General features: G+C 64.1%; 21 protein-coding genes and 2 riboswitches. Of the genes, 8 read left to right on the top strand and 13 right to left on the bottom strand.

Annotated features, from left to right (window positions below; all coding sequences use genetic code 11):
* Nucleotides 1-9: 9 nt before the first annotated feature.
* Complete coding sequence (locus AC1DR6_RS01470) at nucleotides 10-675, top strand: class I SAM-dependent methyltransferase (protein WP_476827402.1); 666 nt, start codon at nucleotides 10-12, stop codon at nucleotides 673-675.
* Here the strand turns inward: AC1DR6_RS01470 and AC1DR6_RS01465 are convergent.
* Nucleotides 666-1,235, bottom strand: coding sequence for a hypothetical protein (locus AC1DR6_RS01465; protein WP_476827401.1), 570 nt, complete (start codon nucleotides 1,233-1,235; stop codon nucleotides 666-668). The two genes, AC1DR6_RS01470 and AC1DR6_RS01465, sit on opposite strands and share 10 nt — an antisense overlap.
* A 177-nt stretch (nucleotides 1,236-1,412) precedes the next feature.
* A riboswitch (cobalamin riboswitch) is annotated at nucleotides 1,413-1,612 on the top strand.
* A 118-nt stretch (nucleotides 1,613-1,730) separates the two neighbouring features.
* Here AC1DR6_RS01465 and AC1DR6_RS01460 point away from each other — a divergent pair.
* The gene (locus AC1DR6_RS01460) at nucleotides 1,731-4,643 is read left to right on the top strand and encodes a ribonucleoside-diphosphate reductase subunit alpha (protein WP_476827400.1); all 2,913 of its coding nucleotides are present in this window, start codon (nucleotides 1,731-1,733) and stop codon (nucleotides 4,641-4,643) included.
* A 26-nt stretch (nucleotides 4,644-4,669) separates the two neighbouring features.
* On the top strand, nucleotides 4,670-5,803 hold the full coding sequence (locus AC1DR6_RS01455; protein WP_476827785.1) for a ribonucleotide-diphosphate reductase subunit beta: 1,134 nt from the start codon (nucleotides 4,670-4,672) through the stop codon (nucleotides 5,801-5,803).
* 48 nt (nucleotides 5,804-5,851) lie between these two features.
* Here AC1DR6_RS01455 and AC1DR6_RS01450 read toward each other — a convergent pair whose 3' ends face one another.
* The 6 genes from AC1DR6_RS01450 to AC1DR6_RS01425 form a co-directional block, all read right to left on the bottom strand.
* Entirely contained in the window at nucleotides 5,852-6,529 is a 678-nt protein-coding gene (locus tag AC1DR6_RS01450; protein WP_476827399.1) for a ZinT family metal-binding protein, read from the bottom strand.
* Between the two features lie 31 nt (nucleotides 6,530-6,560).
* Nucleotides 6,561-7,784 carry a zinc metallochaperone GTPase ZigA gene (gene zigA, locus AC1DR6_RS01445; RefSeq protein WP_476827398.1) on the bottom strand — a complete coding sequence of 408 codons (1,224 nt, stop codon included), beginning with the start codon at nucleotides 7,782-7,784 and terminating at the stop codon, nucleotides 6,561-6,563.
* A 107-nt stretch (nucleotides 7,785-7,891) separates the two neighbouring features.
* Nucleotides 7,892-8,437 carry a GNAT family N-acetyltransferase gene (locus tag AC1DR6_RS01440; protein ID WP_476827397.1) on the bottom strand — a complete coding sequence of 182 codons (546 nt, stop codon included), beginning with the start codon at nucleotides 8,435-8,437 and terminating at the stop codon, nucleotides 7,892-7,894.
* An 11-nt stretch (nucleotides 8,438-8,448) separates the two neighbouring features.
* Nucleotides 8,449-9,462, bottom strand: coding sequence for an ABC transporter substrate-binding protein (locus tag AC1DR6_RS01435; protein ID WP_476827396.1), 1,014 nt, complete (start codon nucleotides 9,460-9,462; stop codon nucleotides 8,449-8,451).
* Entirely contained in the window at nucleotides 9,459-10,448 is a 990-nt protein-coding gene (locus AC1DR6_RS01430; protein ID WP_476827395.1) for an ABC transporter substrate-binding protein, read from the bottom strand. Before AC1DR6_RS01430 ends, AC1DR6_RS01435 begins: the two co-directional genes overlap by 4 nt.
* Before the next feature lie 2 nt (nucleotides 10,449-10,450).
* The gene (locus tag AC1DR6_RS01425; protein ID WP_476827394.1) at nucleotides 10,451-11,428 is read right to left on the bottom strand and encodes an ABC transporter substrate-binding protein; all 978 of its coding nucleotides are present in this window, start codon (nucleotides 11,426-11,428) and stop codon (nucleotides 10,451-10,453) included.
* A gap of 152 nt (nucleotides 11,429-11,580) precedes the next feature.
* Nucleotides 11,581-11,775, bottom strand: a riboswitch (cobalamin riboswitch).
* Between the two features lie 172 nt (nucleotides 11,776-11,947).
* Between AC1DR6_RS01425 and AC1DR6_RS01420 the strand changes: the two genes are divergently transcribed.
* Nucleotides 11,948-13,546, top strand: a complete 1,599-nt coding sequence (locus AC1DR6_RS01420) for an ABC transporter substrate-binding protein (RefSeq protein ID WP_476827393.1) — start codon at nucleotides 11,948-11,950, stop codon at nucleotides 13,544-13,546.
* Here AC1DR6_RS01420 and AC1DR6_RS01415 read toward each other — a convergent pair.
* A complete protein-coding gene (locus AC1DR6_RS01415) occupies nucleotides 13,536-14,450 on the bottom strand; it encodes a LysR substrate-binding domain-containing protein (protein WP_476827392.1) in 915 nt (304 codons plus the stop codon). The genes AC1DR6_RS01420 and AC1DR6_RS01415 overlap by 11 nt on opposite strands.
* A 100-nt stretch (nucleotides 14,451-14,550) precedes the next feature.
* Between AC1DR6_RS01415 and AC1DR6_RS01410 the strand changes: the two genes are divergently transcribed.
* The 4 genes from AC1DR6_RS01410 (at nucleotide 14,551) to AC1DR6_RS01395 (ending at nucleotide 19,462) form a co-directional block, all read left to right on the top strand.
* Nucleotides 14,551-15,489, top strand: a complete 939-nt coding sequence (locus AC1DR6_RS01410; RefSeq protein WP_476827391.1) for an ABC transporter permease — start codon at nucleotides 14,551-14,553, stop codon at nucleotides 15,487-15,489.
* 2 nt (nucleotides 15,490-15,491) lie between these two features.
* The gene (locus tag AC1DR6_RS01405) at nucleotides 15,492-16,352 is read left to right on the top strand and encodes an ABC transporter permease (RefSeq protein WP_476827390.1); all 861 of its coding nucleotides are present in this window, start codon (nucleotides 15,492-15,494) and stop codon (nucleotides 16,350-16,352) included.
* A gap of 33 nt (nucleotides 16,353-16,385) precedes the next feature.
* Complete coding sequence (locus AC1DR6_RS01400) at nucleotides 16,386-17,447, top strand: hypothetical protein (protein ID WP_476827389.1); 1,062 nt, start codon at nucleotides 16,386-16,388, stop codon at nucleotides 17,445-17,447.
* A 305-nt stretch (nucleotides 17,448-17,752) separates the two neighbouring features.
* Complete coding sequence (locus AC1DR6_RS01395) at nucleotides 17,753-19,462, top strand: ABC transporter ATP-binding protein (protein ID WP_476827388.1); 1,710 nt, start codon at nucleotides 17,753-17,755, stop codon at nucleotides 19,460-19,462.
* A 297-nt stretch (nucleotides 19,463-19,759) separates the two neighbouring features.
* Here AC1DR6_RS01395 and AC1DR6_RS01390 read toward each other — a convergent pair whose 3' ends face one another.
* Genes AC1DR6_RS01390 through AC1DR6_RS01370 form a run of 5 tightly spaced genes read right to left on the bottom strand, consistent with a single transcriptional unit; the run spans nucleotide 19,760 to nucleotide 24,717 of the window.
* Nucleotides 19,760-20,815, bottom strand: a complete 1,056-nt coding sequence (locus tag AC1DR6_RS01390; RefSeq protein ID WP_476827387.1) for a DUF2218 domain-containing protein — start codon at nucleotides 20,813-20,815, stop codon at nucleotides 19,760-19,762.
* Nucleotides 20,812-21,651, bottom strand: a complete 840-nt coding sequence (locus tag AC1DR6_RS01385; protein WP_476827386.1) for an ABC transporter ATP-binding protein — start codon at nucleotides 21,649-21,651, stop codon at nucleotides 20,812-20,814. Before AC1DR6_RS01385 ends, AC1DR6_RS01390 begins: the two co-directional genes overlap by 4 nt.
* Nucleotides 21,648-22,685: a FecCD family ABC transporter permease gene (locus tag AC1DR6_RS01380; protein WP_476827385.1), complete on the bottom strand. Its 1,038-nt coding sequence runs from the start codon at nucleotides 22,683-22,685 to the stop codon at nucleotides 21,648-21,650. Before AC1DR6_RS01380 ends, AC1DR6_RS01385 begins: the two co-directional genes overlap by 4 nt.
* A gap of 5 nt (nucleotides 22,686-22,690) precedes the next feature.
* Entirely contained in the window at nucleotides 22,691-23,728 is a 1,038-nt protein-coding gene (locus AC1DR6_RS01375) for a FecCD family ABC transporter permease (RefSeq protein ID WP_476827384.1), read from the bottom strand.
* Nucleotides 23,725-24,717, bottom strand: coding sequence for an iron-siderophore ABC transporter substrate-binding protein (locus AC1DR6_RS01370; protein ID WP_476827383.1), 993 nt, complete (start codon nucleotides 24,715-24,717; stop codon nucleotides 23,725-23,727). Before AC1DR6_RS01370 ends, AC1DR6_RS01375 begins: the two co-directional genes overlap by 4 nt.
* Between the last annotated feature and the right edge of the window lie 47 nt (nucleotides 24,718-24,764).

Below are 24,764 nucleotides of genomic sequence, written 5' to 3'. Positions count from 1 at the left end.
AGCTTGGCCATGGACGCCTTCTCCGAGCCCAACGCTGTCACCCGCTACGCCGAGAACCCGCCACGCTTGGTGCCTGGGTACGCCGACATGCAGCGCATGGCGATGCTGCTCCTCGCGGAGCGAACCCCGGACGACGGGCAGGTCCTCGTTCTAGGCGCCGGCGGCGGGCTTGAGCTTAAAGTGTTCGCCGAGGCGCAGCCTGGATGGGCCTTCGTCGGAGTCGATCCCTCCGCGGCCATGCTAGATTTGGCGCGGATGACCCTGGGCGACCTCGAGACCCGCGCCACCCTGCACCATGGATTCATCGAGATCGCGCCCGAAGGCCCGTTTGACGCAGGCGCCTGCATTTTGACATTGCATTTCATCGAGGGCGAGGAGCGCCTGCGGACGCTGCGGGAGATCCGGCGTCGCCTGAAGCCGGGCGCCCCGCTGGTCGTCGCCCACTACAGCATCCCCGCCGACGAGATGGACATGTGGATGTCGCGGTTCGCCGCCTTCGCTATCTCGTCAGGGATCGAGCCGTCGCAGGCGCACGCCGCGCGGGCCGGCATCGTCGAGAAGCTGGCGATTCTCTCGCCCGCTGAGGATGAGCGGCTGTTACTGGATGCCGGGTTCCGAGACGTCAGACTGTTCTACGTCGGCTTCACCTTCCGCGGCTGGGTCGCCTACGCCTGATCGGCGGGCCTGCGCGATGCCTGGGACTGTAGCGAGCGCGGATACCAACCGGTGAACTTCACGGCCCCGAACAGCGCCGCGATGGTAGCCCATACGCCGAGGCGGGGCGGCACGTCAGGCCGGTAGATCCACAGCAGGTCGACTGCGACCAGCACGGCGAAGGCGGCCACCCAAGCAGCCGAGATGACATAGCTGGTCTTAAGGAACGTCGGGCTCGACCAGAGCTCGGGCTCCACGTTCTCGCGGGCGTACTGGAGGGTGAACGGCTTCCCGATCAGCATTGAAAGGATCACGATTAGCAGCAGGCCCAGGTCGACCCGCAGCCGAACGTCGATGATCGACCAGGCCGGCTGGAACGCCAAGAACCAGGCCGCCAAGCCGGCGAACAGCAGTACGGTTCCAATCTCCAGGACTTTGGGCGACTTGCCATGAAGCATTGTATCGCGGACCATCATCGCGATCGAAACCACCGCGCCGGCGAGCAAACCGTCGAGGGAGCCGAGCGCCCGATCGACCAGCGCGAAAGCCAAGAACGGCGCGAATGCGAGAAGAATGTTCATGGGTGTCGATCCAGCCGAGATGAGCCGGAATAGCGCTGCGTCAGGTAGGAGTCGAGCGGCGGTAGCCAAGTTGCTAGACGGCCTTGATCATCGCAGCGAATGTCGGCTCCCTTCCGAGATATCCACAGACGCTGCGCCTTTGCTTCACTATGAATTGACATCCGCGCCGGACGCGCCACTAGATCTGGTTGTCACGGTCTCTCGAATCGCAAGATCGAGAGCTAAGAGGGAAGCCGGTGCGAAACCGGCGCTGCCCCCGCAACTGTCAGCGGCGAGTTCTTAAGTCCAGCCTATGTCACTGGTGCGCAAGGCGCTGGGAAGACGGACAAGAGCGACGACCCGCGAGCCAGGAGACCTGCCGCGACGACATGAAGTTCCTCGGGCGGGGTGTCCCGGTGGATCGCTTTGCAGCGTCCGCTGGCGATTTTCGCCGCGATCGACTGTGCCGCGAGTCCGCCTCGGCTCTTGCCCCCAACAGATGGGGTTTAAAAGCCGATGTCCCTCGCGACCGATACCATGCGCCCTGCGACGCCTTATGTTGATGCCTCGCCGGGCAGCGAGCAGCGCGCAGCGAGCGAGCCGGGCTTTCAGATCATCCGCCGCAATGGCGGCGTCACGCCCTTTGACGCCTCGAAGATCAGCGTCGCGCTGACCAAGGCGTTCCTGGCGGTCGAGGGCTCCAGCGCCGCCGCCTCGCGCCGCATCCACGACATCGTCGCCGATTTGACCACGCAGATCGTCGCCGGCCTGACCCGCCGCGCTGATGCCGGCCGGACTTTCCATATCGAGGACGTGCAGGACCAGGTCGAGCTCGCGCTGATGCGCTCCGAGCACCACAAGGTCGCCCGCGCCTATGTGCTCTATCGCGAGGAGCGTGCGCAGGAGCGCGCCCGCGCCAAAGCCGAGACCAAGCCCGTCGTGGTCGCCGCGCCGGCCCTGCGGATGAAGGCCGCCGATGGCGCTCTCGTGCCGCTCGACGCAGTCCGTCTCGCAACCGTGATCCGCGAGGCCTGCGCCGATCTCGATGGCGTCTCGGCGGAAGCCGTACTGACGGAAGCGCGGCGCAATCTCTATGACGGCATCTCGCTCGACGAACTGGCACAGGCGCCGATCCTGGCGGCGCGCACGCTAGTCGAGACCGAGCCGAACTATTCCAAGGTGTCGGCCCGCCTCCTGCTCGACAAGCTGCGTCGCGAAGCGCTGAGCTTCGTCCATGGCCGCACCGAGCAGGCAACTCAAGCCGAGATGGCCGGGCGCTATGGCGAATATCTCCACGCCTATGTGAAGACCGGCATCGCCAACGAATTGCTCGACCCCGAACTCGGCCGCTTCGATCTCGACCGCATGGCCGCGGCGCTGAAGCCCGAGCGCGATCTCCAGTTCGACTATCTCGGCTTCCAGACGCTCTATGACCGCTATTTCCTGCACGTGCGGGGCAACCGCTTCGAGCTGCCGCAGGCCTTCTTCATGCGCGTCGCCATGGGCCTCGCCATCCGCGAGATCGACCGCGAGGCGCGCGCCATCGAGTTCTACGACCTGCTGTCGTCGTTCGACTTCATGGCCTCGACGCCGACCCTGTTCAATGCCGGCACGCTGCGGCCGCAGCTCTCATCCTGCTTCCTGACCACGGTTGCAGACGATCTCGACGGCATCTTCAAGGCGGTCAAGGACAATGCCCTGCTCGCCAAATACTCCGGCGGGCTCGGCAACGACTGGACGCCGGTTCGGGGCCTGGGCGCCCATATCAAGGGCACCAATGGCGAAAGCCAGGGCATCGTGCCCTTCCTGAAGGTCGCCAACGACACCGCCATCGCCGTCAACCAGGGTGGCAAGCGCAAGGGCGCGGTCTGCGCCTATCTCGAAACCTGGCATGTCGACATCGAGGAGTTCCTCGACCTTCGCAAGAACACCGGCGACGAGCGCCGCCGCACCCATGACATGAACACGGCGAACTGGATTCCCGACCTGTTCATGCAGCGTGTCATGGCGGGCGGGCAGTGGACCCTGTTTTCGCCCGACGAAGTGCCCGATTTGCATGACCTCTACGGCAAACTCTTCAAGGCGGCTTACGAGGCCTACGAGGCCAAAGCGGAGCGCGGCCAGATCAAGGTGTTCAAGCGTCTCAACGCGCTCGAACTCTGGCGCAAGATGCTGACAATGCTCTTCGAGACCGGCCATCCCTGGATCACCTTCAAGGACGCCTGCAATCTGCGCTCGCCGCAGCAGCATGCCGGCGTGGTGCACTCCTCGAACCTGTGCACCGAGATCACGCTGAATACCTCGGACGCTGAGGTCGCAGTCTGCAATCTCGGCTCGGTCAACCTCGCCGCCCATGTCACGGCACAAGGTCTCGATCAGGCCCGCCTGGCGCGGACGGTCGGCACCGCGATGCGCATGCTCGACAACGTCATCGACATCAATTTCTACACCATCCCGGAGGCGCGCCGCTCGAACCTGCGCCATCGCCCGGTCGGTCTCGGCATCATGGGCTTCCAGGATGCGCTCCAGACGCTGCGCCTGGCTGCGGCCTCGGAAGGCGCGGTCGCCTTTGCCGACACGTCGATGGAGGCGGTGAGCTGGTTTGCGATCTCGGCTTCGGTCGATCTGGCCGCCGAGCGCGGCCGCTATCCGAGCTTCGAAGGCTCGCTCTGGTCGAAGGGCATCCTGCCGATCGACTCGCTGGAAATCCTGTCCGAGGCCCGCGACGGCGAAGTTGAGCTCGATCGCTCCTCGACGCTGGATTGGGAAACGCTGCGCGAGCGGGTCAAGACCACCGGCATGCGTAACTCCAACACGATGGCGATCGCGCCGACCGCGACGATCTCCAACATCGTCGGCGTCTCGCAGTCGATCGAGCCATCCTACAGCCAGCTCTACGTCAAGGCGAACATGTCAGGCGACTTCACCGTGGTGAATGCCGGGCTGGTGCACGACCTCAAGGCGCATGGCCTCTGGGACGAGGTCATGGTCTCGGACCTGAAATACTATGACGGCAAGGTCAGCGGCATCGACCGCGTGCCCGACGATCTCAAGGCGCTCTACGCGACCTCCTTCGAGATCGAGACGAGCTGGCTGATCCGCGCCGCCGCGCGCCGCCAGAAATGGATCGACCAGGGGCAGTCGCTCAACCTCTACATGGCCCAGCCTTCCGGCCGGAAGCTCGACGAGGCCTATCGGCTCGCCTGGCGGCTCGGCCTGAAGACGACCTATTACCTGCGCGCGCTGTCGGCGACCCATGTCGAGAAATCGACGCTGAAGGGCACCGACGGCAAGCTCAATGCGGTGTCGGCCACGCCGATCGCAGCCAAGGCAGCCGCGCCGATCCTCGTCGACATCCCGCTTGAGAACGGCATGGCCGTCCCCAACGCCTGCTCGATTGACGATCCGACCTGCGAAGCGTGCCAGTGACCGTCGGAACCCAAGGAACCATGACGATGCTCGACTGGTCAGACAGCAAGCCAGACGCCTCCACCACCCATCCCGCGATCCTCGCCGGTAACCCGTCAGTCGCCCCCGACGCCACCGGCCTAGGCGAGATCGACCGCTCCGGCGGACGCGTCAGCGTCGACGAGAAGCGGATGATCAACTGCCGCGCCGACGTGAACCAGCTCCTTCCGCTCAAATACAAATGGGCCTGGGAGAAATATCTCGCCGGCTGCAACAACCACTGGATGCCGACCGAGGTCTCGATGCAGGCCGACATAGCGCTGTGGAAGTCGAAGGACGGCCTCACCGAGGATGAGCGGCGGATGCTCAAACGCAATCTCGGCTTCTTTGCCGCGTCGGAGAGCCTCGTCGCCAACAATATCGTGCTGGCGATCTACCGCCACCTGACCAACCCGGAATGCCGGCAGTATCTCCTGCGCCAGGCCTTCGAGGAGGCGATCCACACGCACACCTTCCAATACATAGTCGAGAGCCTCGGCCTCGACGAGGGCGAGCTGTTCAACATGTATCGCGAGGTGCCCTCGATCACCGAGAAGGCAGCCTGGGCGCTGAAGCACACGCAGACCATTGAAGACCCGGACTTCCGGACCGGCACGCCCGAGAACGACCAGGCCCTGCTGCGCGACCTGATTACCTTCTATGCCATCTTCGAGGGCATGTGGTTCTACACCGGGTTCGCTCAGATCCTGTCGCTCGGCCGGCGCAACAAGATGGTCGGGATCGCCGAGCAGTATCAATACATCCTGCGCGACGAGTCGATCCACCTGAACTTCGGCATCGACGTGATCAACCAAATCAAGATCGAGAACCCGCATCTCTGGACGATGGCCTTCCAGGATGAGGTGCGCGGCATGATCCGCGATGCCGCCGAGCTGGAGGCCGCCTATGGCCGGGATACCATGCCGCGCGGCTTCCTCGGGTTGAATGCCGCGCTCTGCGAGCGATACATGCACTTCATTGCCAACCGCCGTTGCGCCCAGCTCGGCCTGCAGCCGGTCTTCGCCGAGACCGAGAACCCGTTCCCCTGGATGTCGGAGGCAATGGACTTGAAGAAGGAGAAGAACTTCTTCGAGACCCGTGTGATCGAGTATCAGAACGGCGGCGCGCTGAGCTGGGATTGATCGCCCGTCGAGCCATGCGCGGTACTTCGCGCATGGCGACTGCGTCGCTCAATGGGCGAGCATCTCCTTGACGACCTGCGGTCCCGTCAGCTCGGCCGGGTAATAGGTCGGCCAGTTGGTCAGCTCTTTGAGAAGCGCCGCGCGGTCGTTGCCCCAGTAGAGGTGGAAATGCTCGGCGACCTCTGGGGCGATGTCGTGATCGCTGAACTGGATGAACTGCGGCGCCGCCTCGTCTCCACTGGCCTTCTTGAAGACGAAGCGCACGCCGCGATTGCCCTTCGGGTAGGTCAGGACCTCATAGCCGTCCGACACGTAATCGGCTTTGGCGGACTGCTGACCGCGCGTGAAGGTCACGGTCGATCCCTTGATGACGATGCGGCCGACGTCGGTCTTGTAGCCGGTTTCATAATAGGCGCGGTACTCGCTCGCGCTCTTGCCTTCCTGTTTGGCCTTCGCCGCCATGACCGGGTCAAGCGTGCCATCCTTCAGGAGCGGATAGACCGACTGCCACTCGCCGTCCCAGTCTTGCAGCGTGCGCGGCTTGACCTGGTCGTCCTTGAAGTAGCCTTTGTGGATATCGACCTTCGCGCCATGTGAGTGGCCATGCGTGTGATCATGGCCCTTGTGCTGAGCCCATGCTGATCCGCCCGTTGTGGCTCCCGCTGCCACAAGGAGTGCGATGGCGAATGCGAGCGTGCGGGCGCGCTTGGGGACAATGGAAAGCATGCGGATGTCCTTTCGGTCGAGGAGAGAAGGGTCAGGCGGCCTCGGCGCGGCGCCACTGCGGGAACGGGTCCGGCAGGTCGCGATAGCGCTCGGGCCTGAAGGTGATGGTCGGCGTCTCGCCGACCAGGCAGGCGTCGAGCGCGGCGCGCATCGCAGCCTCGTCTATGCCGGCACCGATGAAGACGAGTTCCTGGCGACGGTCGCCCCAGACGGAATGCCAGTTCCGGTCCAGGATCGCCTTCCATTCGGGGTGGTCCGGCCAGCGCGCGCGCGGGACCGCCGCCCACCACAAGCCCATCGCCTCTGTCCGGCAGATCGCGCCGGCCAGCGACATCTCGCCGACCCAATCGGGCCGCGTCGCCAGCCAGAAATGCCCCTTGGCGCGGATCAGGCCGGGCCAGGTCTTTCCGAGCACTTCGTTGAATTTCGTCGGGTGGAACGGACGGCGGGCCCGATAGACGAAGGAGGAAATCCCGTATTCCTCTGTCTCGGGGACGTGGTCCTTGAAGCCGTAAAGCTCCTTGTGCCAGAGCGGATGCTCCTGCGCCTTCTCATGATCGAACAGCCCGGTATCGAGCACGGCATCGAGCAGGACGCGACCGAACGTGGTCTCGACGAGCCGGGCATCCGGATTGAGCGCCCGCACGATCTTGACGACCGCGTCGCGCTGTTCGGTCGTTGCCTCGTCGAACTTGTTGAGCACGACGACATCGGCGAACTCGATCTGCTCGACGAGGAGATCGGCAAGCGTTCGCTCGTCGCCGTCGCCTGCCGTCTCGCCGCGGTCCCGCAGGAATTCGCGCGAGCCGTAGTCCTTCAGCAGGTTCAGCGTGTCGACGACCGTCACCATCGTATCGAGCCGGGCGATATCGGACAGCGACAGGCCATCCTCGTCGCGGAACTCGAAGGTCGCGGCGATCGGCAGGGGTTCGGCGATGCCGGTGCCTTCGATCAGCAGGTAGTCGAAGCGCCCAGCGTTGGCGAGGTGGCGCACCTCGGCCAGAAGGTCATCGCGCAAGGTGCAGCAGATGCAGCCATTGCTCATCTCGACGAGCTTTTCGTCCGTGCGCGAGAGATTGCTGCCGCCCTCGCGCACCAGATCGGCGTCGATGTTCACCTCGCTCATGTCGTTGACGATGACCGCGACGCGGAGGCCTTCGCGGTTGTTCAGCACATGATTGAGAAGCGTGGTCTTGCCGGCTCCGAGGAAGCCGGAAAGCACGGTGACGGGCAGGCGTGTGTCGGGCGAATGCATGGCGAGGCCGCTCTCAGATGACGGGCCCATTCAATGCAATGTTATATCGTTACAAGTCAAGCACGCTCAAGGTGGTGGATTGCCGTTCGTTCCATCCCGCGTGGACCTCAGGCCAGACGCTTGTCGAAATGCGCCGTGCCATCGGCATTTGCGAACCCGGTAAAGCTGCGGCTTCGCCAAAACGCCAGCGTCGACGGCGTGTGGGCGCTGGCATGGAGGTAGAGTGTTTTGAACCCCAGCCGGGTCGCCTCGGCCTCGGCGAGGTCGCTTACCCAGCCCCCGATGCCCTGGCCGCGCCGATCGGCGGCAACGTAGACGCGAGCCAATTGCGGGATCGCCGCAGCGTCGGGGTAGCGATCGGCGAAGGCCTTCGCTAGGGCGGGCTTGCGATCGAGGGTGTAGAGGGCCGCCGTCGCGACGATCCTGTCCTCGGGGTTCCGCAGCGCCCAGAAGGCGCCGCGGTTGGCAGCGGAGAACCAGCAGTCGGCGTCGTCGGCCACAAGGCCGTCGAGATCGGCGTGCCAGTCCCGTCGGTAATCGAAGCCGTAGAAGTCCTTGATGACGTCGAGGCAGAACCGCCGCGCCTCGGCGCGACGCTCAGGTGTCTCCTCCAGCGGGCGGGTCAGTCGGAGGCCCGCGGGGGCATCGGTCATCGGGCTCGGCATCACTCGGCGAGCTTCAGCCGCTTCAGGCCGGCAGCGACCGTCTCGATGCCGTCGATGGTCCGGATCGTCGGGTTCATCGCTTGGGCGCTGAGCTCGATGAAGCGCTTGTTCTTGACGGCGTCGAGCTTGCTGACGACAGGGTCCTTCTCCATGAACTCGATCTTGATCTTCGGGTCATCCGCGGGGAACTTGCGGCGGTCCATGGTGCCTACCACGATGACCGTCGGGTTCGCCGCGGCCACGGCCTCCCAGCTGATGCCCGGCCATTCCTCGTCGGTTTGGATCGGGTTCGTCACCCCGAGCTTCTGCGCGATGTAGCCGGGGGCCCCGTTCTTGCCGGCCATCCAGGCGTCGCCGGCCAGATTTGACGACGAGAACCAGAACATCATCGACACGTTGGCCGGCCTGCTGCCGGAGACAGAGGCGATCGCCTTGGCCTCGCGGTCCTTCAGCTCGGCGACAAAGGCATCGCCCTTGTCCTGGACGTCGAAGATCGCCGCCAGCTCCGTGATCTCCTGGTAGATTGAGTCCATTGAGAAGAGCTTCGAGCGCGAGCCGTCGCGCATCGAGTTGTCCTTCGAAGCGCAATCGCCGGGCGAGATATAGGCCGCGACCCCAAGCTCCTCGAACTGCTCGCGCTTGCCGACCACACCGTTGGGCCCGACGTCGAAGACGAATTGGGCGGCGACCAGGTCGGGATCGTTCTTCACGACCGCCTCGAAGCTCGGCTGGTTGACCGAGATCCTCGGCACCTTGTCGTTGTCGGCCTTCAGGTTCGGCAAAACCGGCCCGAGCCACATCGCCGAACCGACCATCTTCTGCGCTAAGCCGAGCGAAAGCAGGATCTCGGTCGAGTTCTGGCCGATCGAGACAGCACGCTCCGGCGCCTTGTCGAAGGTGACCTTCCGACCGCAATTCTCCAGCGTCAGCGGATAATGGGTCTTGCCGGCGGCGAACGCCGAGGACCCCACGAAGGCGATGGCGCAAGCGCCGATGAGGAAAGTCAACTTCACGACGGGGACCTTTCGGACAGGGGCCGCGGCGTCGATGCGAGGATCGCGTCGAGCCGGGCGAGGATGAAGGGGATGTTGACGGGGTTGGGTGAGACCAAGGCGTCGTAGAGATGCGCGTCGACCAGATGGGCGCCGCCGCGGGCAACGACGGGCAGGCCCGCCGCGCCGGGCAGCGGGCAAAGCAGTTCCGCGACGGTCCGCGCCTTGCCGATCGGGGCCAGCAGCGCGATGTCGACGTCGCCGTGCTGCCGAATGTCCGCAAGGGGCGCGGCATAGGACCCGTTGCAGTCGAAGGCCCCCGCGTCGCCGATGACGGGCTTGAGGCCGATCCTGCGGAAGAGGTCGAGCGCCTGGGCCGTTTCGTCGACGATCGGATGGAATGAGGTCGCGGTGACCTGCCCGTAGAGGATCGTGCGCACGCGGCCGGCCGCGTGGCGTGCGGCGAAGGCCGCGATCGCCGCATCCGCCTCTGCGACGAGCCGCTCGCCCCGCTCAGGCTCACCGACGAGGCGGGCGATCCGGCGCGTCAGCTTGGCGAAGGGATCGCGGAGGTTGCGGCCCGCGCTGACCAGCGTCGGGGCGATCGCGGCCAGCCGATCGTAATGCTCGGCATAGCTGTGATAGGCCGTCGCCGCCAGGATCAGATCCGGCTCCAGTTCGGCGATCAGGTCCAAATCGACCCGCCCGGCGGGAACGTTCGCGATGTCGGCGGGCACGGGCGGCTCAACCCACGGGAAGTTCCGGCCATCCCCTCCCGCGCCGTATCGCATCGCCCCGACCAGAGAGGTGCCGAGCGCCTGCGCGATCGCCACGTCGCTGTAGCCGACCGCGAGAATCCGTCGAGGTCGGGCGCCGAGGGTCGTCTCGCCGCGGCTATGGGTGATGCGAACTGGATCGACGGCGTCGGCGCGCGCCGAAGAACCGATCAGCGCCATGGCGCCCGTGCCTATGATCAATGCCCGGCGCGTCGGTAACGAGAGGCCCATCGTCACGCCTTCTTCGGGAAGTTGCTCTCGATCATGTCGAGCAGGCGCAACGCCGAGAGGTAATCGGGACGGACGGCGGATTCGTCGAGTTCCCACCTGCGGTAGTTGATGACCGCGTCGAGCTGACGGTAACCGGGATCGCAGCAAAGCTGCCCCATGCTGACCGGGCCGTTGGACACGATGATCAGGTTCGGCGCCGAGAACACGTCGAGGACCTCGGCGATCGGGACGACGACACGTCCGTCAGCGTCCGGCGTGGCGCCGGCAACCTTGGTGGCCGCGTCGGCGACCTTGAAACCAAGAGCGGCGAGCGCCCGTCCAAGACCGCTTCCCGCGGCGATCGCAAACGGGTCCTCATGGATGCCGGCGGGGTTCGCCTGCAAAAGCTCGATCTCGCCCTCGGGCCGGGTGATCTTGCCGGCGACCTCGCCTGCGCGGGAGTCGTATGCCGCTTCCAGCCCGGCGACCCTCTCGGATCGACCCAAGGCCTTGGCGATATAGGCGAGTTCGCTGCGCCAATCCGGCAGGGTCGCAGGCATGACGAGCGTCGGCGCGATCTTGGAGAGCTCGGCGATCGCGCCGCGGCTCTGGACGCCTCCGGCATTACGACCGCCGGCGAGGATGAGATCGGGAGCGGCGGCCCTGACCGCGCCGAGATCGACGCCATCGGACGCCGCCGGCAGGGGCTGCACCTTGGCGGCGACGGCCTGCTTGGTCCAGAGCGGCGGGAACCTGGTGCGCCGATTGATGCGGCCATCGGGAAAGCGCACGTCCGCGGCAACCACCGGCGCCTCCAGAGCGAGGGCGTAGCCCGCCAGCCCGGCATCCAGGACGACGATGCGCTTGGGGTTCGGCGGGACATCACCTGTTCCAATTCCGCTCTGCGCGATGGCCGCTCCCGACCCCAGAAACGGAATGACGCCCAAGAAAGCGCCGAAGGCGCGGCGCGACGGATGAGTTCGGTTGATGTCGCTCGACATCGCAGGCTCCCACGGTTCAACGCCGGGCGCACTGAGGCGTCCGGTGCCATGGCCGTGAGAAAGGGCAAGTCCCGTCTCGGGCGCACGGCAACATTCATCGAATGTCACCGTCACGGAAGACGACCGCGCCCTGGCACGCCCCGTGCCGCGGACTCAGGTGACCGGAACGGGCAGGTCTCCTGGCTCCCGGGTCGACGCCTGATCCCCACCTTCCCAACAACGCCGAGGCGTCGTCAGTGGCCAATCGGGGACCGGCTCTCCGGTTACAGTTGCGGGGGCAGCCACGGCATCACACCGCGTTCCCTTTCAATCCGCCTCGCGGCGGAACCTGTTCCGGGGCGAACGGTAGCGAAAGCAACTAGAAATGGGAAGCGTTGTTCAGATGTCTGGTTCTGGGAGGGACGCCGATGTCCGCTTATGGCGCTTTGTCCAATCAGGGCCATGGCCATAGCCTCTGCGCCCACAGCATCTACTCCTCGCCAGATTGTGTATGCCGTTTGGTTATAAGTCGCTCGATAGATGTCAATTGACCGCATTGAAGCTCATTGGCCTGATGGCCCATCAGGGAGAGCTCAGATGAAGAAAACCACTTTGGCATTCTTGGCCAGCTTCGCGGCCACGACAGCCACGCTGTCGCCGCTCAAAGCAGAGACGCTGCAAGTCGCTGTTGGGACCTCGGACATCACAAACCTCGATCCGCATCGTGCGAACGGTTTCGACTCGATGCTGATCGCGAATTTCTTCGACGGGCTGGTCAGGTTCCCTCCAGGAAGTGCCGATCCTGCGAAGATCGAGCCCGATTTAGCCACTCGCTGGGAGACGTCGACTGACGGCAAGTCGTGGACCTTTTTCCTGCGAAAGGGCGTCAAATTTCACGGCGATTTCGGCGAACTCACCGCCGATGACGTCGTTTTTTCGCTGAAGCGTGCGGCTGACTCCAGCACCTCCTCATTCGCTGCGAACTTCGCGGGCATTGCGGACGTAGTGAAGCTCGACGAACTGACTGTAAGGATCGATCTCAAGTATCCAGACGCAGGGCTGCTCGGGCTGCTTTCCAATTTTCACGGCGGCATGATCGTCAGCAAGAAGGCTGTCGAGCAGATGGGGCGCGAATTCGCTGCAAAGCCCATCGGGACCGGCCCTTACGAGATCGCCGAGCATGTTCTGCAGCAGCATGTCAAACTCGTCGCCAACAAGAGCTATTTCCGCGGCGCGCCGAAGATCGACGAAGTCCTTTGGCGTTTCGTTTTATCTGACAGCAGTCGTGATCTGGCCTTTCAATCCGGGCAGCTCGACCTGATTTATGGCCGCCGCGATCAGCGCTGGGTGACGCAGGTAAAGGCTCGGCCGGACGTCGTCGTGGATATCTTCGGGCAGGGCGAATTCCGCACCTTGCACATCAACAAGAGCATCAAGCCCTTGGATGATCTGCGTGTGCGTCAGGCGATTGCACTCTCGATTGACCTCGATCAGATCGTTCGTTTCGTGGGTCCTGACGTCGCCAAGAAGGGCTGCTCAGTGGTGCCGCCCGGCTATCGCGGCGAGGACTGCTCCTGGACTTTGAAGCCCGACATCGCCAAGGCGAAGGCCCTGCTCGCTGAGGCCGGACATCCGGACGGCATCACGCTCAGCGTCGTTGTCTCGAACATCTCCTCGCAATTGCCGATCATGGAAGTGATCCAGAACCAGCTCGGCAAAGCCGGCATCAAGCTGGATATGAAGGTGGTCGATCATCCGACCTATCAGCAGCAGATCCGACAGAATGCGAGCGCCCTTGTATTTTACGGCGCAGCACGGTTTCCGGTCGCGGATACCTATCTCACCGAGTTCTACCATTCCGCCGCGACGGTGGGGAAACCGACCGCGATCACCAACTTCTCGCATTGCGACGTGGCTGATGCCGAGATCGAACAGGCCCGAAAGGAAGCTGACCCGGCCAAGCAGATGGCAGATTGGAAGGTCGCGCAGGACAAGATTCACAAGGATGTCTGCGCGGTGCCGCTTTTCGAGCTTCAGCAGGTCTGGGCGCGTAGCAAGAAGGTCGACTACGGTTACGAGCTGAAGGGCGCGATCAACATCGCTCCGCAGATCACGGAGAGGACGGCCGTTACGCGATGAGAGCCTCACGCATCAGTTGATCGCCGCATTCCCTGGCGTGCTGAATAAAGAGATCGACAAGGCCCGCATTGCGGGCCTTGGTTGCTTTGGCGAGAAGAAAATGGTTGTCGATCGCCGGCTCGAAGCGCCGGATCGCGACGCGCCCTTTCACCGGGCCTGCCATCAGCGGATGCACAAGCGAAAGCCCCAGGCCATGCGCGACGAATTCGCACAGTGTCGGAGCCGTGGTCGCCTTGAGGACGTGCCGCGGCTCACAGCCATGGCTCGCCATCACCTCATCGACCCTGCGCCGGATCTCTACCCCTTCGTCGAAGCCGACGAAGGGTTGATCGTGAAGGTCTTCCGGACGGATCACCGCCTTGCGCGAAAGCGGATGTCCGACCGGCATGATGCAGACCAGAGGATGGGTCAGGAACGGCTCGGTCTCGAGATCGGGATGCTCGACACGCGCATTCAGGATCCCGACGTCGACCTGCCGCGTCACCAGCCAGTCCGCCAGCCCTGGTGAGCCACGCACGATCAGCGACACGAAGACATGCGCCTCGCTTTCCAGAAAGCGCATCGTGACGTGCTGGATAAAGTGGCCCGACAGCGCGGGCAGGACGCCGACTAGCAGCCGCCCTTTTTGCTCGCGGCGGACGGTCTCGATGGCGCGCTCAATCTGGTGAAGTCCAGAAAACACCCGATCGACCTCTTCATAGAGATGAGCGCCCTGTGCAGTTGGCGTCAATTTGCCCTTTAGCCGGTCGAAGAGCCGCAGTCCCGTATCCAGTTCGAGATTGGAGACCAGCTTGCTGACGGCCGGCTGGGTAACGTTTAGAGCGGCCGCGGCCGCGCTAACGGTGCCGTTTTCCATAACGGCGCGGAAGGCTTCGACCTGGCGGAGATTGATTGAACGAGGCATGAGGGTTTGGAATACCCTTGGCTGAATTTATCAATCGACGTTTTAGCATGGCCCGTGGATAGTTGCCATCGACAGGCCGCGGCCAGCGCCCGGAAATCTAATGAAATACGCATTTAAACGCATCTCACTCAGCTTGCCGACGCTTCTGGCGATGTTCACGGCGATCTTTGTGATCATCCGGGTCGTCCCCGGCGATGCAGCGGCGGTGATCCTGGGGGATCAAGCCAGCGCTGGTGCTTTGGAAGCGCTTCGTCAGCAGCTGGGCCTCAATGAGCCACTCTCACAACAGTATCTCGGCTTCCTGACCGGCCTGCTGCAGGGCGACCTGGGAACGTCATTGGTCACCAAGCGACCCGTTCTCGACGAGGCTCTCAGGGTTCTTCCGAACACGATCGAGCTTGCGATCGCGTCGATCCTCGTCGGGCTGGTGCTGGGGCTGCCGCTCGGCATCTACGCAGCGACCAACCGCAACGCCTGGCCGGACTACGTCGGTCGCTTGTTCTCGCTCGTAGGCCTTTCGTTGCCAGCCTTCGTGTCGGGTATCCTGCTGCTGCTCGCCTTCGCGATACAGCTGCGTTGGTTTCCTGTCATCGGCACCACCCAAAACGCAGGGCCTTGGGACCGTCTGCTGGCAGTTGCCCTGCCGGCACTCAACCTCGGCGTGATCATGAGTGCCTATGTGGCACGCGTCACGCGAGCGTCCATGCTCTCGACCTTGGGCGAGGATTATGTGCGCACGGCTCAGGCTAAAGGCGTCGCTCCGATAACCTTGGCCTTGCGGCACGTCCTGTCGAACTCGCTGCTGCCGATCATCACGGTCGTAGGGCTGTATTTCGGCACGCTGATCGGAAATGCGGTGCTGACCGAGATCGTCTTCAACCGCCCCGGTCTCGGCCGCCTGATCCTCGGCGCTCTCAACACCCGTGATTACACGATGCTGCAGGGGCTGATGATCATCTTCGCGTCATTCGTGGTGCTCGCAAACATCCTGACCGATCTTGCCTATGCCGCGGTCGATCCGCGCATCCGGACAGCTTGACGATGAGCGCGATCATTCTCCGTTTTTCTGAGACCGGACGCTTCGTGTCCCGTGGCGGTGCCTTCGCTTGGGTTGGATTGATCCTCCTGGCCGCGATCGTGCTCGTCGCGGTCCTCGCGCCAGTCATCGCCCCGCACGACCCGCTCACGCAGGACATCGTCAATCAGTTCCTGCCGCCTTCATCGGAATTCTGGCTGGGCACGGATTCCTACGGTCGCGACGTTCTGTCCCGGATCATTCACGGAGCCCGGATTTCGCTGATCGTGGGTCTGCTATCGATCCTGATCGCGATGACCGTCGGCACGATTCTCGGGGTGCTGTCTGGCTATATCGGCGGGCGTTTCGACGCCTTCGTCATGGCCGTCGTCGATCTCATGTTGTCCTTTCCGAGCCTGCTGCTCGGCATGCTCGTCGCCGCGGTCCTGGGGGCCAGCCTCGAAAACCTGATCATCGCAATCGCGGTGACCGAGATCGCCCCTTTCGTCAGACTGGCACGCGCTCCGACATTGGTGCTCAAGGAGCAGGACTTCGTTCAGGCGGCCCGCTCCGTGGGCTGCGGCCATGGGCGGATCATGCGCGTTCATATCCTTCCGAACCTGATTTCCGACATCCTCGTGATGGGTTCGCTCTGGATGGCGACGGCGATCCGCACGGAAGCCTCGCTGAGCTTCATCGGGCTTGGCGTCAAGCCGCCCACGGCGACCTGGGGCGGCATGATCAGGGAAGGGTTCGAAAACATCCTCGACGCGTGGTGGCTCGCCGTCTTTCCGAGCGTCTTCGTTTTCCTGACCGTGCTCGCGCTGAATCTCCTCGGAGACGGCTTGCGCGATGCGACCGATCCAAAGCTGCGGCAACGCGACTGACAGCCGACATCACATGACACACGGAGCCTTCTTATGAGCGAAGCGAACTTCATCTATCTCAGCCAGGAGGACGCAGTGCGCTGCGGCGCCGCTGACGTTCCCGCAACGGTTGCCGATACCGAGCGCACCACGCTGCTGGCCTATCAGGGCAAGGCGATCGAGGCGCCCACCGCGACCCTATTCTGGGGCGTCCCGGCCGAGAAGCTCAAGAACTTCGTGGGCTATCCCAGCAAAAAGCGCGCGAACATCCATGCTGGCTATCTCGACGACGGCGGTGTCATGAAGGTTGCGTTGAAGAACATCCCGAGCAATCCAGACAACCCGATTAACGGCAAGGGGCCGCGCGCCTCGGGCCTGGTGACGATCCTCGATCCAGAGACCGGTTATCCACTCGCATTGATGGATGCCATGGTGATCAGCTGCATGCGCACGGGCGCGCTGGGCGCCATCGGCGTCAAGCATCTTCGGCGGCCTGGCTCACGCAGCCTGGGCCTGATCGGCGTCGGCCCCATCAATCAAGCTGCGATCGCTTGCACTGCCGAGGTCATGCCGGAGCTCGAGGTCGCCTATGTCTATGATCTAAATACCGAGCGCGCCAAGGCCTTCGCCGCCGAGTTCTCCAGCAAGCTGAACATCGATGTCCGCGCCGTCGATTCCGCCCGTGCGGCCATCGCCGATGCAGATGTCGTCATCCCCGCGACCAACGTTCAGACGATCGACGACGCCTATATCGCACCGGACTGGATGAAGAAGGGGAGCCTGCTGGTCGATCTATCAATCTGGGACGCTACCTTCGAAACGCTTGCGCGCGCTGACGGCTATGTCATGAACTCCGCAATCAGCATGGAACGCAAGACGATGACGCCGAGCGTCATGGTCGATCGTGGCCTGGCCAAGGAGGAGGAGATCATCGACCTCGGCAAGATCATTGCCGGCGAAACCAGCGGACGCCGCGGCGACGACGATGTTATCGTCTACTTCGCTCGCGGCATGGCGATCTACGACGTGATGTGTGGCTATCGCGTTTACGAGAACGCTCTCCAGAACGGCGTCGGCGAAAAGCTCAGCCTCTGGCAAAGTGCATTCTGGAGCTGAGAGCCCGGCAACTCCCGTCACTCCGCTTATCGATCAAGCGATGATCCACTGATCCTCGACCAAAAATCACGGTGAATTGAAAAATCGTACGCCACTGTGTGAATTGCGACCCGGAGCCGCATGTCCGCTTCCTGGCATCGTTTGAATGTCAGGAAGTGGCGCGACACAGCCTCGGATGCCCGAGGCATGGCAAAAGCTGGAGCACGGGGTTATGGGACGTGCCGACACGCTGCAGGCAGGGTAAAGCGACTAGCCGCCTTGTTCCCGAGACGACATGCCGCGGCAAGAGACCGACCTTATCAGCCATGCTCACATCTATCCTCGACCTCTATCGGCCGTATCGCCGTCTCGTTTTGCTGGATTTCGGTTGCGCTGCGCTGTCCGGCCTTCTGGAGCTCGCTTTCCCGATCGCGGTACGCGGCTTCATCGACCATCTTTTGCCGTGGCAGGACGTCAGTCTGATCGTGCTGGCGATCCTGGGGCTGCTGGCCTTCTATGTCGCCAATGCCGCATTCGCGGCGATTGTGACCTATTGGGGCCATGTGCTCGGCGTGCGGATCGAGACCACGCTGAGGCAACGCGCCTTCGACCACCTGCTCTCCTTACCGTTCAGCTATTTTGACAATCAGAAGACCGGCCATCTCGTCGGGCGGCTGACCAAGGACCTCGAGGATATCGGCGAGGTCGCACACCATGGGCCCGAGGATATGCTCGTCGCCGCCCTGACCTTCGCGGGCGCGCTCGCGATCATGCTCTGGATCAATCCAGTTCTGGCGCTGCTCACCGCGCTGGCCGTGCCGTCCGTTGGTTTAGTGATGTCGCATTACGGCGGGCGGATGACCGCGAACTGGCAGTCGCAGTTCGAGCGCGTCGGCGCTTACAACGCGCGCATCGAGGAGGCCGTCGGCGGCATCCGGGTGGTCAAGTCGTTTGCCAACGAGGCCCATGAGCGCAGCCTCTTTTCGCATGACAATGGCTGGTATCGCGAGATCAAGCTCGCTGCCTATCGCATCATGGCCGCGAGCCAGATGCTGAACTATCTTGGCATGCGGCTGGTCCAGCTCGTCGTGATGCTGGTCGGCGCGCTGATGATCGTGCGCGGTAGCTTGAGCATCGGCGATTTCGTCGCCTTCCTGCTGCTCGTCGGCGTGTTCTATCGCCCGCTCGACAAGATCGCAGCTGTGATCGAGCTCTATCCGAAAGGGCTTGCGGGTTATCGCAGCTACCTCGCCTTCATGGACCAGCGGGCGACCATCGCCGATCTGCCCGGTGCCCATTCGGCGCCCGCACTCAAGGGGGACATCATTTTCGAGGATATCAGCTTCGGATACGACCCCGGCCGGCCTGTGTTGAAGAAACTCGATCTCATGGTGAAGGCCGGCGAGACCGTCGCCTTGATCGGTTCGTCTGGCGCCGGCAAGACGACGCTGCTCTCCCTCTTGCCGCGCTTCTACGAGCCGCAGGCAGGGCGCATCCTCATCGACGGGCACGACCTCCGCTCCCTGACTTTGGCGTCGCTGCGGCGCCAAATCGGCCTCGTCGCGCAGGACGTCTTCCTGTTCGCTGGCACGATCCGCCAGAACGTCGCCTACGGCCGGCTTGATGCCAGCGAGACCGACATCCGCGATGCCGTACGCCGTGCCCGGCTGGAGGGCTTCGTCGAAGCTCTGCCGGACGGGCTGGACACGATCATCGGCGAGCGGGGCGTCAAGCTTTCCGGTGGCCAGAAGCAGCGGCTCGCGATCGCGCGGGCCTTTCTGAAGGACCCGCCGATCCTGATCCTCGACGAGGCGACCTCGGCGCTGGATTCCGAGACGGAACGAGCGATCCAGGCCTCGTTGGCAGAGCTCTCAGCCGGCCGCACCACGCTTGTGATCGCCCATAGGCTCGGCACGATCCGCACCGCCGACAGGATCGTGGTGATGAACGAAGGCCGTGTGATCGAACAGGGCGGCCATGACGAACTCATGAGCCTTTTCAACGGACACTACCAACGCTTTCTTGGGACCCAATAGCGCTTTCCCGTCTGGCGGTCTTGACCTCGGGGGGAGTATTTCGAGGGCTCCGGGCGTTCCGTGTCGTGAACGGCGAGGCGCTCGACGATCATCGCGGTGGCCTGGTTCATGCCCACGACCTCGCTCGGCACAACGGCCAATCCGCTGAGCTGAACTGCGTCGCATCAGCGCTACGGTTCATCTGCTCTTGGGCAGACTGCAAAGCTTCCCTCACAAAGTCCGCCTTCGAGTGTCGCTCGAGCGACAGCCGTTGGCCCGAAGCCAGCTTCGGTTTAGGTTAGTTTGATAACGGTGGGGCTACTTTTCCCAGTACCAGGCGACGTACCGGCTCTGACGGTCTTGCTGGCGCTTGTTCAAAATGGCGCGGATCGCGCGGATGTCGGTCTTTTCGCAAGCTGCCCAGACGAAGACGTCGGGTTTGGTGGCAGCGATTGCGTTGTTTGCGGCCTGAAGCAGAGCGCCGGTTTCGCCCACCGCATAAGCGTTGCGATGGAGCCAGTTGAGGGTCAGGTTGCCGGCAGAGGGCAGCGCTTGCTCCTCGGCTCCGTCCGCGACCTCGATGATCGCCTCGATGTCGGTTCCGGCCGGGACTTCGGCAACGATCCGCGCGATAGCGGGAAGCGCGCTCTCGTCGCCGATCATCAAGAGGGACTGTGCGGCGGGCAGCCTGCCCGAGCCGGGCCCGAGCAGCGCCGCCACGTCACCCGTCTGCGCATCGCGAGCGAAATCGGCGCCCGGCGTGGGGATGCCGGGCAGCGGATGCTGCAGGAAGTCGATTGACAGCTGGCTGCGTTGGGCATCGACGGCCCGGATCGTGTAGGGGCGGACGTGCAGTTCGTCCGGCCCGCGCGGCCAAGCCAGACGGCCATCAGGGCTGTATCCCGGCCACACCGGCGCCCGCCCCTTCCGCGGGATCAGCAGGCGGGCATGCATGTCGCCGCCGATGAAGGGGTGGACATCGGCGCAGGCGAAAATCACACGCCGCATATGCGGTGTAACGTCCTCGGCGGAGACGACCGTGACGACGTGGAGGTTCGGCAGCTGCGTGGGCTGAACCGTCTGCGCCCAGTTGAGCTCGAACGGCTCGTCCCCGGCAAAATAGAACATGTGCTCGGCAATGCTGGTGCGTGCCATTTGAAGCGCATCCTGCGACGGACAGTCGAGGTCGATCAGAAGCTCGCGGGCGAGAAGGCGGATCGCCATCCTGCCGAGCTCGCTGGTCAGCACGGCTCCGGACTCCGTTCGCTCGACCTCGGCATGCTCGACGAAATGCTCGCAAATCTGGTCGAGCATGTCGCCGGGGTCGGACGCGCGCGCGACGCCAGCGAGCGTGAAGGGCGTGAGATCGTTCATAGCTGGCGCACCTCCGGCGGATGGGGCTCATCGAGCCGATGATGCCGGCCGATCGGCAACATCATCGGGCGGCCCGTGGTGGGGTCGGTCATGATCGCGCTTTGGAGGCCGAAGACGGTGGCGATGGTCTCCACCGTTAGCACCTGCTCCGGTGCGCCTGCGATATGGACGCGGCCAGCGGCAACGGCGACTAGATGATCGGCATAGCGAGCGCCCATATTAAGGTCGTGCAGCACCATGACCACGGTCGCCCCGCGCGAACGGTTGAGATCGACCAGGAGGTCAAGAATCTCGACTTGATGATTGATGTCGAGGAAGGTTGTCGGTTCGTCGAGGAGCACGATATCGGTCTCCTGAGCGAGCGCCATGGCGATCCAGACGCGCTGGCGCTGGCCGCCGGAAAGCTCATCCACCGCACGTTCGGCGAGGTCGGCCGTACCTGTCACCGAAAGCGCCCGCTCGACGGCATCCTCGTCGCGCGCTGTCCAGGACGAGAACAGGCCGCGATGGGGATGGCGGCCCCGGCGCACGAGATCGTCGACAAGAATGCCTTCCGGCGCGATCGGCGATTGCGGCAGTAGGCCGAGGGTTCGGGCGAGTTCACGGGTCGGCACGCGATGGATCGCCTTGCCGTCGAGCAGGACATCGCCACGGCTGGGCGTCAAAAGCCGCGACATGGCGCGCAGAAGCGTCGATTTTCCCGACGCATTGGCCCCCACGATCGCGGTGATCTTGCCAGGTGGCACGTCGAGATAGACCGAGGTCAGGATGTCGGTCTTGCCGTAGCCGGCGCTGAGATTGCGGACGGTCAGGCTGTGGCGAGGGGGCTCGGTCATAGCGATCTGCCGCTGCGGGTAACGCAGATGATGAGGTAGAGGAGGTAGGGCGCGCCAAGCGCGCCGGTGACGACGCCGACAGGATAGCGGCCGGGCAGCAAGAACTGGCCGGCATAGTCGCTGGCAAGCGTCAGGACGGCGCCGACCAGCGCGGCGGGCGCCAGCAGCGAGCCCCCGTTGCCGATGATCCGGGCGGCGATCGGCCCCGACAGGAACGAGACGAAGGCGATCGGGCCCGTCACCGCGGTGGCGGTCGCGATCATGCCCACGGCCGCCACGACGACGACGATTCGCGTCCGCGCCACGCTGACGCCGAGCGCGGCCGCCGTATCGTCGCCATGGCGCAGCGCCTCCAGATCACGCCGCTGAAACATCAGCAGACCGCCGAACACCACGATCGCCAGCAGGAGGTAGCTGGATTCTTGCAGCTGGGCGCCGTTCAGCGAGCCCGTTAGCCAGCGCAGCGCCTCCTGCAGGTTCCAGGCCGGCGCCGTCGCCAGGACATAGGCGGAAATGCTGTGGAGCATGGCTGAGACGCCGATGCCGACCAGGATTAGCCGCGTGCCGGCGACACCGTTTCGCGCGGCCAGCAGGTAGATCGTCAGCGCAACGACGAGCCCGGCGACGATGGCGATGATCGAAACCACCGATCCGCTCAGCGACAGGACGATGATCGCGAAGACGGCGGCCGCGCTCGCGCCCGAGGTGATGCCCATAATGTCCGGGCTGGCGAGCGGATTGCGCAGCATGATCTGAAACACGACGCCGCCCAGGCCGAAGCTGACGCCCGTCAAAAGGGCCAGGACGGCGCGCGGCATCCGCAGGGTACCGACAAGGAAGGTTGCCGCTCCCGCCGGCTCGCCCATCAGCACGCGCAGTACATCGCCCGGTGGGGTGAAGGACTGCCCGAGCATCAGGGTTAGCGCTGCGAGGCACAGGATCGTCGCACAGAGAACACCGATGACCACGCGCTGGCGCAGCAGGCGCCGCCGACGCTGGTCGCCGCGTGAAGGTGCGGTCGACAGGGAGGGCATCGCCGTCACAGCTCGCGCACCCGGTGACGCCTGACGATCCAGACGAAGAACGGAGCGCCGATGAGAGCCATGATGATCGAGACCTTGATCTCGGCGGGCCGGGCGACGATCCGCCCGATGACATCGGAGCCGAGCAGGAGGCAGGCACCGCCGACCATCGAGAAGGGCAGCAGCCAGCGGTAATCGACGCCGATCAACAGGCGGCAGAGATGCGGCACTACTAACCCCAGGAAGCCGATCGGACCGCACAGCGCCGTCGTTGCGCCGCAGAGCAGGACGCCGCCGACCGACGCCACGATGCGCGCGAGCACGACCCGCTCTCCTAAACCCGCAGCGAGATCGTCACCCAAAGCCAGGGAGTTGAGCTTGCGGGCCGAGAAGAGGCTGATCGCAAAGCCCGCCATCAGGAACGGGAGGGCGGGTACGATCTGCCCGAATGTCGCGCCGCCGACTCCGCCAGCCTGCCAGGATTGTATCCCACCGGCAATGTCGTTTCGCGGCAGAACAACAGCGATGCTCAGTGAAGCACAGGCAACGGAGGTCGCAGCGCCCGCAAGCGTCAGCTTCAACGGCGTCGGGCCGCCCGGCCCCAGCGAGCCGACCCGGTAAACGAAAAGCGTGGCGCAGCCCGCGCCGGCCATCGCGCTCCAGAGATAGCCCTCGGCAGAGCTGATATCGAACCATGCGACGCCGATGACCACCGCGAGCGCAGCCCCGGCATTGACCCCGAGGATGCCGGGATCGGACAACGGATTGCGCGTCACGCCCTGCATGATCGCGCCCGCCAGCCCCAATGCTCCGCCCGCCAGAAGGGCCAATACCGTGCGGGGAATACGCACCGCGACCGCAGCCTCGCCATTCGTCGCCGTACCGCCTTGCAGCGCGCTCCCGATCTCGGCTAGCGAGACCTCGCGCGCACCGACCATGACGGAGGCCGCGATCAGCCCGCCCATCAACGCGAGCAGACCGACGAGCACCCATGCACGGCCACGGTCGCGACGCAGAGGATCGCGATGGACGATGGAAGACTGCGGCTTCGTCATTTCGACTTGCGGGCGGCTTCTGCCAGCAGCGCGACATAGTCCTTGAGCACCCAGGAGATCGAGAGCGGCGTAGGCTGGGCCGCCGTGCCAAGCGGGTTGTTGCCGAGAACGACGATTGAGCGCCTGGCGATAGCCGGGACCTTTGCCGTCAGCGGGTTGGCAGCGAGAGCGGGCAAGAGGTCGGGTCCGCCATAGGTCACTGCGATATCGACATCGTCGAACATGTCGGCCCGTTCGGCGCTGACCGACCCGGAATATTTCCCGGGCTGGGAGGCCGCCATAACGCTCTTGGGCGCGGTCATGCCTAGATCGCCGAAGAATTTCACCCGCGTGTCGTTGGTCGTGTAGAAATTGATCGTGCTTAGGTCGCGCGAACGCAGATGGGTGATGAACATCGCCGAGCGCTCCTTAAGCTCGGGGTAGGCCGCAGTGGTCTGGGCGATCTCGCCCTCGAGCTTGGCGATCAGCGCCTCGCCCTCCTTCGCCATGCCCATGCCGGCGCTGTTGAGCCGGATCATGTCGCGCCAAGATGTCGTCCAAGGCGCCTCAGGATAGACGATAACGGGCGCGATCTGGCTCAATGTCTCGTAGGTCTTGGCGTTCATGCCGGAATGGGCGGCAAGGATCACGTCGGGCCGCGTCGCGGCCACGGCCTCAAAGTCGATGCCGTCGCCCTCGTTGAACAGCACCGGCGTGACGGCACCAAGCTCCTTCAGCTTCGCCGCGACCCAAGGCATCAGGCCATCGCCATCGTCGTCGCCGAAGTTGGCTTTTGCGAAGCCGACAGGCACCACCCCGAGCGCAAGCGGCACTTCGTGATTGGCCCAGTTCACCGTGGCCACGCGCAACGGCTTCTTCGCGATCACGGTCGTGCCGAGCGCATGCTTGATCGTGATGGGATAGACAGTGTCGTCGGCGAGCGCGCTATCAGCAGCCGCCAGCGACAAGGCGAGCAGCACCGCGCGCAGTCCCGAGATCCATCTCATCATGACGTTCCCTTTTCAAAGCGCCGCAGCCAGCGGCCGGTGAAACCGGA

The sequence above is a fragment of the Allobosea sp. P5_A5 genome, assembly GCF_056400625.1.
Note: the sequence above shows the minus strand (reverse complement) of the source record. Positions and strands in the feature narration are given on the sequence as shown.